This is a genomic window from Arthrobacter sp. Y3222053, assembly GCF_059092805.1.
Window position 1 is genome coordinate 363484 of sequence record NZ_JBNHIA010000002.1, and the last position, 12279, is coordinate 375762.

Sequence of the window (12279 nt, forward strand, 5' to 3'; positions counted from 1 at the left end):
GTCGGCATAGGGTAGGCCTGTGAGTGAGAGCGAAAAGACACCCGGGCTGCAGGATGTCCTCGGCGGCCAGGCCGGCGGCAGAGTCACCGTCATGGTGGCTGCCTTCGAGGGGTGGAACGACGCCGGCGAGGCGGCCAGCGACGCCGTGAAGCACCTGGTGCGGCTCTGGGACGCGGAGAAGGCGGCTGCCCTCGACGCCGACGAGTACTACGACTTCCAGTTCACCCGCCCCGTGGTGGAACGCACATCCCGCGGCGACCGGCGCATCAAGTGGCCGGCCACCCGGATCTTCCGCGCCGGGATTCCCGGCGCCGAGCTCGATGTGGTGCTGGTCACCGGCGTGGAGCCGAGCTACAAATGGCGGGCCTACACCGCCGAGCTGCTGGCGCTGGCGCGCGAGCTCGACGTGGACTGCCTGCTGCTGGTGGGAGCCCTGCTGGCGGACGTTCCGCACACCCGGCCCATTCCGGTCACCGCCACTACGGAGGATCCGGAGCTGCGGGCCTGCCTGGGCCTGGAAGCCTCGCAGTATGAGGGTCCCGTGGGCATCGTCGGGGTGCTGGCCGAAATGGCGGCGCTGGCCGACATTCCGGCGCTCTCGCTCTGGGCGGCCGTCCCCCATTACGTCGGGCAGGCGCCCTCGCCCAAGGCCGAGCTTGCCCTGCTTTACCGCATCGAGGACCTGCTGCAGGTTCCGGTCGACGTCGAGCTGCTCACCGAGGAGGCCGAGGCGTGGGAGCGCGGCGTCGACGAGCTCTCCACGGAGGACCCCGAGGTGGCCGCCTACGTGCGCCAGCTCGAGGAGGCCAAGGATACCGCCGAGCTTCCCGAGGCCAGCGGCGAGTCCATCGCCCGCGAGTTCGAGCGCTACCTCAAGCGGCGCCGACGGGACTGATTTCCCGTGGGGCCCTGCCGCCCCGCTGTGCGCCGTTGCCGGCGGGTCCCGGCGCGCGCCTGACGTGCCGGAGCCGGACGGTCTAGAGCCGGACGCCGAGCAGTGCGTCGAGTGCCGCGTGCGCCAGGTCCGTTCCGGTTCCGTTGTCGGGTGCCTGCCGGGCGTCCTCGGCCCACGCATCGGCCGCCGCCAGGGCCGCGGGCGCGTCAAGGTCGTTGGCCAGCGCCGAGCGCAGCTCGTCGAGCAGGCGCTGTGACCGGGCCTCGCCGGCCAGGGGCAGGGCGCTGCGCCAGCGCGAGAGCCGGGTCTGGGCCTGCTGCAGCACGGAGTCCGTCCAGAACCAGTCGCTGCGGTAGTGGTGCGCCAGGATGGCCAGGCGGATCGCGGCGGGCTCGACGCCCTGGCCGCGCAGCCGGGAGACCAGGACCAGGTTGCCGAGCGACTTGCTCATCTTTTCGCCGTCCAGGCCCACCATGCCGGCGTGGGCGTAGTGGCGGGCCAGCGGATGTCCGGTGCAGGCCCAGGCGTGGGCGGCGCTCATCTCGTGGTGCGGGTAGATCAGGTCCGAGCCGCCGCCCTGTACGGTGAACGGCTGCGGAAGGAAACGCTGGGCGATGACCGAACACTCGATGTGCCAGCCGGGACGGCCACGCCCCAGCGTGCCGCCGTTCCAGTCCGGCTCGCCCTCGCGGGCCATGCGCCACAGGAGTGCGTCCAGGGGATTGCGCTTGCCCGGCCGTTCGGGATCGCCGCCGCGCTCGGCGAACAGCGGGAGCATGCCGGCGGGATCCAGGTGGCTGACCTGGCCGGGGTGCCAGGCGCCCGGCTCCTGCGGGTCCAGGTCCGCTGCGGCGTCGACGGAGAAATAGACGTCGCCGTCGGGCTCGCCGCCGGTGCCCGGCACCCGGTAGGCGATGCCGCGGGCGAGCAGGTCCTCGACCGCCGGCACGATCCATTCGACGGATTCGACGGCGCCCACGTAGTGGTCCGGGGCCAGCACGCCCAGTGCCTCCATGTCCTCACGGAACAGCTGGGTCTGCGCGGCGGCCAGCTCCCGCCAGTCCACTCCGGTCTCGTTGGCCCGGACCAGCAGGGGGTCGTCCACGTCGGTGACGTTCTGCACGTACCGGACCGTGTTGCCGGCGTCGCGCCACTGCCGGTTGAGCAGGTCGAAGGCGACGTAGGTCGCGGCGTGCCCCATGTGGGTGGCGTCGTAGGGGGTGATGCCGCAGACGTAGAGTCCGGCCTCTCCCGTGGTGCGCACCGGAACGGGCGCCCCGGCGGCGGTGTCGTGCAGGACCAGTTCCGGAGAGTGTCCGGGCAGGGCGGGAACCGAGGGGGATTTCCAGGCAATCACCGTTCCACTCTACCGGGCGGGCGAAGTGGATTCCGCGCCGGGGCCTCCGGCGGGACAGGTCAAGGGGTCAGTACGCCCAGGCCCAGCATCAGGTAAATCGCCAGGCCCAGCCCGATCCGGTACCACACGAAGAGGCGGTAGCTGCGGGTGGAGACGTAGCGCAGGAACCAGCCGATGATGATGAAGCCCACGACGAAGGCGACCAGGGTGGCAAGGGCGGTCTCCGCCGGGCCGAACGGACCGGGCTCGCCGATCGACTTGAACAGCTGGAAGAAGCCGGAGCCGAAGACGGCGGGAATCGCCAGCAGAAAGGCGTAGCGTGCCGCCGCCTCACGGTTGTAGCCCATCAGCAGGCCCGCGGTGATCGTGCCGCCGGAGCGCGACACGCCCGGAATGAGGGCCAGTGCCTGCGCGAAGCCGTACAGGATGCCGTGCTTGTAGGTGAGCCTGCTCAGGTCACGGTCCTGCCGGCCGATCGCGTCGGCGACGGCCAGGATGATGCCGAAGACGATGAGCATGGTCGCCACGATCCACAGGCTGCGGAAGGTGGTTTCAATCTGGTCTTCGAAGAGCAGCCCCAGGATGACGATCGGCAGGGTGCCGACGATGATCAGCCAGCCCATCCTGGCGTCCGGATCGCTGCGGGGAACCCGGCCCGCGAGGGAGCCGAACCAGGCCTTGACGATCCGGACGATGTCCTTCCAGAAGTACACCGCGACGGCGGTCTCGGTGCCGAGCTGGGTGATGGCGGTAAACGCGGCCCCCGGATCCTGGGCGCCGGGGAGCAGCTCGCCGACGATGCGCAGGTGGGCGCTGGAGGAAATGGGGAGGAATTCGGTCAGGCCCTGCACCAGGCCCAGGAGGACAGCTTCAAACCAGTTCACGCTAACGACTCTAGGGCACGCCGAAGGGTGTGCCGGTCAGGGCCCCGGCCCGTCAGCCCCGGGTGCGGTCCTCAGCCGCGGCCGCGCAGCGACGCTCCCCCGTCGTCCTCGAGCGGCTCCTCGACGATGTCCTCGGTGCCGTAGCCCAGGGGATCAGCCGCGTCGTCGTCGGTGTCCTCGTCTTCGTCGTCATAGATCTCCAGCGGGGTCACCTCGCCGTAGGCGTCGTAGAGGACTTCCTCGTAGACTTCGAAGGCATCGGCGATGGCCAGATAGGCGTTCTCCACCACAGGGTCCTTCTCGCCCCGGCGGGCCGCCGCCGCGGCCAGATGCTCCTCGAGGGCGGTCACCAGTGACTGGAGCGCGATACGCGGATCTATGCTCATGACCTAGACGTTATCGGGAAAGCGGGCAAAATTGGAGACAAATGCGTGAACAACTTCTGCAGCCGGAAGTCCGGCCACATGGTGGAGCCGTCCGTACGTATGAATACCTTGTGATCTCCGTGAGTCCTGACGAATCGCTGCCGGAGGCACGTGCCCGGGTGGCCGAACACGCCGAATACGGCAAGTGGGAGCTGCACCGCAGCTGCATCTACCAGGGCGGCGGACGCCGGTTCTGGCTCCGCCGCCGGGTGATGCGTGTGGTGCGCACCGCCTGAGGTCCCGGAAGCGGGGTCTTCCGCTCAGCCGGGTGCTACCGCCCCGCTTCCTCCACCGGCCCGAGCAGGGCCGTGGCCATCGAGGCGTGCGCCGCGTCCTCGTTGGTGGGATGGAAGATGCCCGCGAGCACGTCGCGGTAGAGGCGCTCCAGCTCGTGCCCGCGCGAGTAGGCCTGCCCGCCGGCGACCTTCACCGCCTGCTCGACGACGCCGCGCGCGGCCTCCACGGTCCGCAGCTTCAGGGCGGACAGCCGGGGAAACCAGAGCGCGCCGTGGTCGGCCCCCTCCTCCAGGTCCCGCGCAACGGCGTCGACCTGGGGCCGGATGCCGTCCATGACGATCGCCGCATCAGCCACCCGCCAGCGGATGTAGGGGTCGGCGGCGGCGGACGCGCCGCCCCTGCGCCGGCTCAGCGCGGCGTCGGCCGCCAGCTCCGCCGCACGGTCTCCGACGCCGTTGTAGACGGCGGAGAGCAGGGTCGAGAAGAGCGCGAAGATCCCGAACACAAACTGGTCCCCGTGCGGGCCGACCGGGGTCTTCCGCACGATCCGCTCCGCGGGAACGGCCGCCGAGTCCAGGATCGTGCTGCGCGACTGGCTGGCCCGCATGCCCATGGTGTTCCAGTCCTGCGGTGACTGGATGCCTGCGGTGCCGCGGTCGGCGAACCCGAAGACCAGCCGGGGTTCCTCGGGCACGGAATCGTCACGGCCGAAGATGCCCAGCCTGGTCCACGCCGGTGCCAGGCTGGTGAAGATCTTCCGTCCGGTGAAGGCATAGCCCCCATCCTCCTGCGGCACGGCGGAGGTGGCGGAGTCGAAGAGGACGGCACTGTTGCCCGGTTCGGAGATGCCGAAGGCAAACAGCTCGCCCGCAGCTGCCTCACGCAGGATGAAGGACAGCGAGTCGTCGCCGCGCAGCGAGAGCAGATGGGCGACGCCGCACCACACCAGGTGCATGTTGACCGCCAGGGCGGTGGCCGGTGCCGCCGAGGCCAGGAGCCGCTGGCAGGCCACCACCTCAGGGATGCCGAGGCCGTGCCCGCCCCCGCTCCGCGGGGTGAACAGGGCCAGGTAGCCGGCCTCGCGCAGGTCCTGTAGGTCCTCGTCGAAGAAGGCGTTGGCGTCGTCGTAGCCGGCGGCACGGGAACGGATGCGTTCCAGCAGCGCCGGCGTCAGGATGTCAGCGGCGGGCATGGGTCCTCCTGCTTGGAGTCGATGGCGGTCAGGTGGCGGTCAGTAGGTCCTCAGCAGGCGGGAGAGGACCCGGGTGCCGAACTGCAGGGCTTCGACGGGGACCCGCTCGTCCACCCCGTGGAACATCCCGGTGAAGTCCAGGTCCTCCGGCAGCCGCAGGGGTGCGAACCCGTAGCCGGTAATGCCCAGCCGGCTCAGCGATTTGTTGTCGGTGCCGCCGGAAAGCGTGTAGGGCAGGACCGGAGCGCCGGGGTCTTCGGCCTGGAGGGAATCAACCATGGCGTCCACCAGCGACCCGCTGAAGGGAACTTCGAGGGCGATGTCGGCGTGGTCGACGCTGACCTCCACGCGGGAACCGGCGAGGGACCGGATGGTTTCCAGCACGGCCTCCTCCTGCCCGGGCAGGGTCCTGGCGTCGATCAGCGCCTCGGCGGAGCCGGGGATGACGTTGTGCTTGTAGCCGGCGGACAGGACTGTGGGGTTCGCCGTATTCTGCAGCGTCGCGCCCACGAAGCGGGCAACGGTGCCCAGTTCGGCGAGCAGGCGCTCGGGATTGTCGGGATCGAACTCGACGCCGGTCAGGTCGGTGACGCCGTCCAGGAAGGCGCGGGTGGTGTCGGTGAGCTCAATCGGCCAGGGGTGGGTGCCGATCCGGGCCACGGCCTCCGCCAGGGCGGTGACGGCGTTGTCCGTGTTGATCTGCGACCCGTGCCCGGCCCGTCCGGCCGCCCTGAGGCGGAGCCACGCTATGCCCTTTTCCGCCGTCTGCAGCAGATAGGTCCGCCGGCCGCCGATCGTGGCGGAGAAGCCGCCCACCTCGGAGATGGCCTCTCCTGCCCCTTCGAACAGCTCGGGCCGGTGCTCGACCGCCCAGCCGGCACCCTGCCGGCCGCCCGCCTCCTCGTCGGCGAACATGGCCACGATCAGGTCCCGCCGGGGCTGGACACCGGAGGAGGCCATCTCACGGACCACGGAGAGGATCATGGCGTCCATGTCCTTCATGTCCACCGCGCCGCGGCCCCAGATCAGCCCGTCCTGCAGCTCTCCGGAGAACGGGTCGAGCGTCCAGTCCTGCTTCTGTGCGGGCACGACGTCGAGGTGCCCGTGGACCACCAGCGCAGGCAGGGACGGGTCGGAGCCCGCGAGGCGGGTCACCAGGGAGGTCCGCCGCGGGGCTGCTTCGAAGAGCGTGACGTCCAGCCCGACGTCGGCCAGCAGCGCCGCGGTGTACTCGGCCGCTTCGCGCTCCCCCGGGCCGCTGCCGTCCCCGTAGTTGGACGTGTCGATGCGGATCAGGTCGCGGCAGATGCGCGCCACCTCGTCTTCGGCCCGGTACGGCTCCACGCTGCTCCTCCTTGGTCGGTCTGCTGCCAGCCTAGCGGCCCGCCGTCGTCGACGGTCCGGACGGCGCGTCACGGTGGCTCCCGGTGACGCGCCGTCCGGCGCCTCCGGAGGCCGATTTCCACTTGGCGGATAAACCGTGTTAGAGTTTTACCCGTTGCTTTCGAGGCGCCGGGAACACCGGAGGCCGAGAAATCCACCCTGCGCGGGTGGCGGAATGGCAGACGCGCTAGCTTGAGGTGCTAGTCCTCTTATTGAGGGTGGGGGTTCAAGTCCCCCTCCGCGCACGGCGAAGGCCCTGGAACCGGTTCGGTTCCGGGGCCTTGTTCGTTGTGCCGTCCCTTTGGCTGCCGCAGCCGGCCTCGGTACCCTCAGGCTATGGCCACCAACCTGCTGCTGGTGTTGTTCTTCCTCCTGCTCGGCGGGGTGTTCGCCGCCGCGGAAATGGCCCTGGTGTCCCTCTCCGAGGGACAGATCAGCGCCATCGAGCGCAGCGGTGGCCGCAGCGGAGCCAAGATCGCCGCACTGGCCCGGAACCCCAACCGGTTCCTCTCCGCCATCCAGATCGGCGTCACGCTCTCCGGCTTCTTCTCCGCCGCCTACGGCGCCTCCGCGCTGGCGCCCTCCGTCTCCCCCGTCCTGGCCGGGTGGGGCGTACCCCCGGCCACGGCGGAGGTGATCGCCCTCGTCTTCATGACCCTGCTGATCGCCTACCTCTCCCTGGTCTTCAGCGAGCTGGTACCGAAGCGGCTGGCGATGCAGAACGCTGCCTCCTTCACCCGGATCCTCGCCCCCTCGCTGAACGCCTTCGCCGTCGTCATGCGGCCGGTCATCGCCCTGCTCTCGGCTTCGACCAACGCCGTGGTCCGCCTGCTGGGCGGCAACCCCTCCCTGCGCAGCCAGCCGATGACCAGCGAAGAGCTCTATGACATCGTCAGCGCCAGCCCGGTGCTCGCGGAGGAGAGCAGGCGCATCCTCTCCGACGTGTTCGGGGCCGGAAGCCGGCTGCTCCAGGAGGTCATGCGCCCGCGCCCCCAGGTGCTGTTCCTGCGTGCGGACCTGTCGATGGAGGAGGCCCGGCGCCGGGTGCTCGAGCTGCCCTACTCGCGCTATCCGGTGATCGGGACCTCGACGGACGACGTCCTCGGCTTCATCCACGTCCGGGACCTCATGCCGGTGCGCGACGCCGGGACGCCCGCGGCCCGCGAGGGCACCCTGCGCTCGATCACCCGCCCCATCCTCTTCCTGCCGGGAACCGCCGAGGTGCTGCCGTCCCTGTCCCGGATGCGGCGGGAACAGAGCCACATCGCGGTGGTCGCGGACGAATACGGAGGCACGGACGGGATCGTCACGCTGGAGGACCTGGTCGAGGAGCTGGTCGGGGAAATCTATGACGAATTCGACGCCGGACGGGACCCGGAGGACCGCTCCCGGCGGGAGGCGGGCACCCTGGTCGTCGACGGAGCGCTGATCCTGCAGGAGTTCGGCCGGCTGTCCGGCATTGAACTGCCCGAGGGCCAGTACGAAACGGTCGCCGGCTACATCCTGGAGCGGCTGGGCAGGATGGCCCGCCCCGGCGACGAGGTCGAGGCGCCCGGCTGCGTGCTCAAGGTCGTCTCGGTGCAGGGCCACCGCATCGGCAGCGTCCGGGTCCTCCCGGTGCAGTGATCCGCGGCCCCCATTGCACCCCGCACCGGGCGGCGAGCAGAATACCCGCAGGACGGGGCACACCGATCAGCGGGAGGCCAGGACATGAGCGAGACCGCACCCACCCCCGCACCCGAGCTGAAACGGGTCATCGGCACCCGGCTGCTGCTGCTGTTCATCATCGGCGACATCCTGGGCACCGGCGTGTACGCCCTGACCGGGCAGATCGCCGGCGAAGTCGGCGGCGCGGCCTGGGCGCCGGTGCTGCTGGCCTTCGGAGTGGCCGCGGTGACGGCGCTGTCCTACCTGGAACTGGTCACCAAGTATCCGCAGGCCGCCGGGGCCGCGCTGTACACCCACAAGGCGTTCGGGCTGCACTTCCTGACCTTCCTGGTCACCTTCGCCGTGCTGTGCTCAGGCATCACCTCCGCGACCACGGCCTCCAAATTCCTCGCGGAGAACTTCATCGTCGGATTCAACCTGGACTGGGACCAGACGGGGGTGACACTGGTCGCCGTGGCCTTCCTCCTGCTGCTGGCGCTGATCAACCTGCGCGGCGTGGGCGAGAGCATCAAGCTCAACGTCGTGCTGACGCTGATCGAGCTGACCGGCCTGCTGATCGTGATCGGCATCGGCTTCTGGGCGATGAGCCAGGGCAACGTGGACTTCTCACGGGTCACCGTCTTCGAAACGGCGGAGGGCAAGGGGGTCTTCCTGTCCCTGACCGCGGCCACCTCGCTGGCCTTCTTCTCCATGGTCGGGTTCGAGGACTCGGTCAACATGGCGGAGGAGACGAGGGAGCCGGCGCGGATCTTCCCCAAGGTCATGCTGACCGGGCTGGGGATCACCGCGTTCATCTACGTGCTGGTCTCCATTGCCGCCGTCGCGGTGGTTCCGGTCGGGCAGCTCGCGGACAGCGCCACTCCCCTGCTCGAGGTGGTCCAGGCCGGCGCGCCGAACTTCCCGATCGACGTGATCTATCCGTTCCTGTCGATCTTCGCCGTCGCCAACACCGCCCTGATCAACATGCTGATGGCCTCCCGCCTGCTCTACGGCATGGCCCGGCAGGAGGTCCTGCCGCCGTTCCTCTCGAAGGTGCTGCGCGGGCGCCGCACCCCCTGGGCCGCCATCGTCTTCACGACGATCATCGCCCTCGGGCTGATCGTCTTCGTGACCAACTTCGTGGGACGCGAAACGGTCAGCGCGCTGGGCGGCACCACGGCGCTGCTGCTGCTGGCCGTGTTCACGGTGGTCAACATCGCCGCCCTGGTGCTGCGCCGCGACCCCCGGCCGGAGGGCTCCTTCCGCTCCCCCGGGATCACCCCCTACGTGGGGGTGGCCACCTGCGCGTTCCTCCTCGGCCCGTGGGCGCAGGACGCGATCGAATACCGGATAGCCGGCCTGCTGCTCGCGCTGGGGGTTTTCCTGTGGGCGCTCACCTGGCTGTGGAACCGGGGAGCACGGGCGCGCCGGACCCGGTTCAGCGATCCCGAGGAGCTGCACGGATGAGGGCGCCGGTACTGCAGGAACAGAAGGAAAGGGGAAGGCCGTGAGCGTCGTCGTCGGCTACATCGATACCCCGGAGGGACAGGCGGCGCTCCAGGCCGGCCGGGCCGCCGCGGTGCTGCTGCGGGAGCAGCTGGTCATCATCAACGTCAGCGGCCCGCACCACGGGCTGCGGCACCTGCCGACGCCGGAAGATGAGGAGCAGGCGCTGGCCGCCGTTGACCGCGCCCTGGCCGCGGAAGGGCTGGCCCACGCCATCGTCCATCCCGTCGGGGACTATGACCCGGCCGAGGAGATCCTCCGCGCCGCCGCCGACCATGCGGCGTCGCTCCTGGTGCTGGGCATCCGCCGGCGCACCCCGGTGGGCAAGCTCATCATGGGCAGCACCGCGCAGCGGGTGCTGCTGGAGGCGGACTGCCCCGTCCTCACCGTCAAGCCCGGAGACTGAGCGGGCGGCGGGCCGGAAGCCCGCCGCCCTGACTCAGTCCGCTTCAGCGGGTCCGGTGCAGTCCGTCCGGCTCAGGCCGTGCCGCCGGCGCCGAGCTGCTCCGCCCGGATTTCCGCCGGGCCGAGCGGGGCGACCGAGCCCGAGAAATGCCGACGCTGGGACCGCGGGTTCCAGCCGGTGAAGGACGATCCGGCCCAGCCGGCGTCCGTCTCCTCGTCCTGGATGGCGAGGGCGACGGTCGCGGGCAGGAACACGGGAGCTTCGAACCGGATGTCCCAGGCGAACGCGTCGGTGTGCGGGGGCACGGCCTCCTCCACCACACGCGAGGCCAGGTACATGCCGTGGGCGAGTGAGCGCTTCATGCCGAGCGCCTTGGCCGAGAGCCGGCTCAGGTGGATCGGGTTGAAGTCACCCGAGACCTTCGCATAGCTGCGGCCGGCGTCCAGGCCCAGCCGCCACTGCGCCGTCGGCGTGGGCGGCAGGAAGTCCCGGCGTTCCTGCGCCCCGGGACGGTCCAGCTCGGGCAGGAACACCCCCTTGGCCAGGTAGGTGGACCGTCCCTGCCAGACGAGCCCGCCGTCTGCGCTGACCTCGGAGACCAGCTCCACCTGGGTGCCGGCCCGGTGGCCGGCGAGGTTCTCCGCCCAGGCGGCGACGCTCAGCGGCTCGGACCAATGGACCGGCCGCAGGTGGTGCACCTCGTTGCGCAGGTGCACCATGCCCAGCAGCGGCAGCGGGAAGTCCTCGCGGGCCATCACGCTCATGGCCACCGGAAAGGCGAAGGTGTGCACGTAACCCGAGGGCAGCACGTCCTGGGCGCTGTGCGCCACCAGGCGCTGGAACTCGGTCAGTTTGTCCAGGTCGACGGCCGCGTCGGCCACCTCGTGGCGCACCGCCGGAAGCGAGGTTCCGCCGTCGCCCCTGGTCAGCCGGCTGCGCGCCGCGCTGCCCAGCGCGGACAGGTAGAGCTTGCCGAGGGCGGGTATTTCGGGAAGCTGCTGCTGCCTCATGCCCCCACCATATTCTGGCCGCAGACGCGCAGCACCTGGCCGTTGACCCCGGCTGCGGCGTCGGAGGCCAGGAAGGCGATGGTCTCGGCGACGTCGAGCGGCAGCCCGCCCTGCTGCAGGCTGGACAGCCGGCGCGCCACCTGGCGGGTCAGCGGCGGAATCGCGGCGGTCATGTCGGTCTCGATGAACCCTGGCGCGACCGCGTTGATGGATCCGCCGCGCGGGCCGATCAGCGGCGCGGTGGCCCGCACCATGCCGATGACACCGCCCTTGGAGGCGGCGTAGTTGGTCTGCCCGCGGTTGCCCGCGATGCCGCTGGTGGAGGCCAGGGACACGATCCGGCCGTCGGGGCTGAACCCCTCGGAGGCCAGGAAGGCCTCGTTCATGCGCAGCTGGGAGGCGATGTTGACCGCGATGACCGAACCCCAGCGGGCCTCGTCCATGTTGGCCAGCAGCTTGTCACGGGTGATGCCGGCATTGTGGATGACGATGTCCAGCCGGCCGTAGCGCTCGACCGCGTGCGCCAGGATCCGCTCGGCGGCGTCGTCGCGGGTGATGTCCACCTGCAGCGCCGTGCCGCCGATCGAGTTCGCCACCTTCGCCAGCTGCTCGCCCGCGGCCGGGACGTCGACCACGATGACGCGGGCGCCGTCGCGGTGCAGCACCCGGGCAATGGCGGCGCCGATGCCCCGGGCGGCGCCGGTCACGACGGCGACCTTGCCGGCCAGCGGGGCGTTCCAGTCCGCCGGCAGGGTGCCGGCATCGGAGCCGACGGTGATGAACTGGCCGCTGACATAGGCGCTCCTGCCCGAAAGCAGGAATCGCAGGGCGGCGGCGACCGACGGCGCCGTGGCGCGGACCCCGTTGGCCAGCACGATGCCGTTGGCGGTGGCACCGCCGCGCAGTTCATGGGCAATGGAGCGCAGCGCCCCGTCCACGCCCTGCCGCGCGGCGGCGGCCGCGGGGTCCTGGGCCTCGGCCGCCGGACGGGAGACCGTGACGACGCGCCCGCCTGCAGCCAGGTCGCGCAGCGACGCGCCGGCCGCCAGCGTCGGCTCACCGAGGTCGGCGGGCGAGGCGGCGTCGTCGAGCACAATCAGGATCGCGCCGAGCTTCTCCTTCGGGGTGGCGTGGCGCCGCACGTCCTGGTCCCAGGAGAGCAGCAGCTGCGCGAGGTCATCTGCGCTCTCGCCCTTGCCGAGCACCAGCACCGGCCCGGGGACCAGCGGCTTGGCCGGATCGAAGCGGCGCAGGATGGCCGGACGGGGCAGGCCCAGCCGCTTGGCGAGTTCCTTGGTGATACCGGTGTTGACCAGCTTCAGATATGCATCCGCCAT

At 70.6% G+C, this 12279-nt stretch carries 12 protein-coding genes and 1 tRNA gene; 6 read left to right on the top strand and 7 right to left on the bottom strand.

Annotated features, from left to right (window positions below; all coding sequences use genetic code 11):
• Positions 1-19: 19 nt before the first annotated feature.
• The gene (locus AC5RUW_RS05945; protein WP_494007018.1) at positions 20-895 is read left to right on the top strand and encodes a PAC2 family protein; all 876 of its coding nucleotides are present in this window, start codon (positions 20-22) and stop codon (positions 893-895) included.
• Positions 896-977: 82 nt separating this feature from the next.
• Here the strand turns inward: AC5RUW_RS05945 and mshC are convergent, their stop codons facing one another.
• The 3 genes from mshC to AC5RUW_RS05960 form a co-directional block, all read right to left on the bottom strand.
• Positions 978-2252 carry a cysteine--1-D-myo-inosityl 2-amino-2-deoxy-alpha-D-glucopyranoside ligase gene (gene mshC / locus AC5RUW_RS05950; RefSeq protein ID WP_494159839.1) on the bottom strand — a complete coding sequence of 425 codons (1275 nt, stop codon included), beginning with the start codon at positions 2250-2252 and terminating at the stop codon, positions 978-980.
• A 59-nt stretch (positions 2253-2311) separates the two neighbouring features.
• The gene (locus AC5RUW_RS05955; RefSeq protein WP_494159840.1) at positions 2312-3136 is read right to left on the bottom strand and encodes an undecaprenyl-diphosphate phosphatase; all 825 of its coding nucleotides are present in this window, start codon (positions 3134-3136) and stop codon (positions 2312-2314) included.
• Between the two features lie 71 nt (positions 3137-3207).
• Complete coding sequence (locus tag AC5RUW_RS05960; protein ID WP_494159841.1) at positions 3208-3522, bottom strand: hypothetical protein; 315 nt, start codon at positions 3520-3522, stop codon at positions 3208-3210.
• Between the two features lie 41 nt (positions 3523-3563).
• Here AC5RUW_RS05960 and AC5RUW_RS05965 point away from each other — a divergent pair, with 41 nt between their 5' ends.
• On the top strand, positions 3564-3797 hold the full coding sequence (locus AC5RUW_RS05965) for a DUF5703 family protein (protein ID WP_494007014.1): 234 nt from the start codon (positions 3564-3566) through the stop codon (positions 3795-3797).
• A gap of 35 nt (positions 3798-3832) precedes the next feature.
• On the opposite strand, the gene AC5RUW_RS05970 is transcribed toward AC5RUW_RS05965, so the two are convergent.
• The gene (locus AC5RUW_RS05970) at positions 3833-4990 is read right to left on the bottom strand and encodes an acyl-CoA dehydrogenase family protein (RefSeq protein ID WP_494159842.1); all 1158 of its coding nucleotides are present in this window, start codon (positions 4988-4990) and stop codon (positions 3833-3835) included.
• 39 nt (positions 4991-5029) lie between these two features.
• Positions 5030-6334 (bottom strand): M20/M25/M40 family metallo-hydrolase, encoded by a 1305-nt coding sequence (locus AC5RUW_RS05975; protein WP_494159843.1) that lies wholly within the window; start codon positions 6332-6334, stop codon positions 5030-5032.
• Between the two features lie 200 nt (positions 6335-6534).
• On the opposite strand from AC5RUW_RS05975, the gene AC5RUW_RS05980 reads away from it, so the two are divergent.
• The 4 genes from AC5RUW_RS05980 (at position 6535) to AC5RUW_RS05995 (ending at position 9932) form a co-directional block, all read left to right on the top strand.
• A tRNA-Leu gene (locus tag AC5RUW_RS05980) sits at positions 6535-6618 on the top strand.
• A 91-nt stretch (positions 6619-6709) separates the two neighbouring features.
• On the top strand, positions 6710-7999 hold the full coding sequence (locus AC5RUW_RS05985) for a hemolysin family protein (RefSeq protein ID WP_494159844.1): 1290 nt from the start codon (positions 6710-6712) through the stop codon (positions 7997-7999).
• Between the two features lie 84 nt (positions 8000-8083).
• On the top strand, positions 8084-9487 hold the full coding sequence (locus AC5RUW_RS05990; RefSeq protein WP_494159845.1) for an APC family permease: 1404 nt from the start codon (positions 8084-8086) through the stop codon (positions 9485-9487).
• A gap of 40 nt (positions 9488-9527) precedes the next feature.
• A complete protein-coding gene (locus AC5RUW_RS05995; protein WP_494007009.1) occupies positions 9528-9932 on the top strand; it encodes a universal stress protein in 405 nt (134 codons plus the stop codon).
• Positions 9933-10003: 71 nt separating this feature from the next.
• Here AC5RUW_RS05995 and AC5RUW_RS06000 read toward each other — a convergent pair whose 3' ends face one another.
• Together AC5RUW_RS06000 and AC5RUW_RS06005 are read right to left on the bottom strand one after the other, a co-directional pair.
• Entirely contained in the window at positions 10004-10942 is a 939-nt protein-coding gene (locus tag AC5RUW_RS06000) for a MaoC family dehydratase (protein WP_494159846.1), read from the bottom strand.
• Positions 10939-12279 (bottom strand): 3-oxoacyl-ACP reductase, encoded by a 1341-nt coding sequence (locus AC5RUW_RS06005; RefSeq protein ID WP_494159847.1) that lies wholly within the window; start codon positions 12277-12279, stop codon positions 10939-10941. The genes AC5RUW_RS06000 and AC5RUW_RS06005 overlap by 4 nt, the downstream gene beginning before the upstream one ends.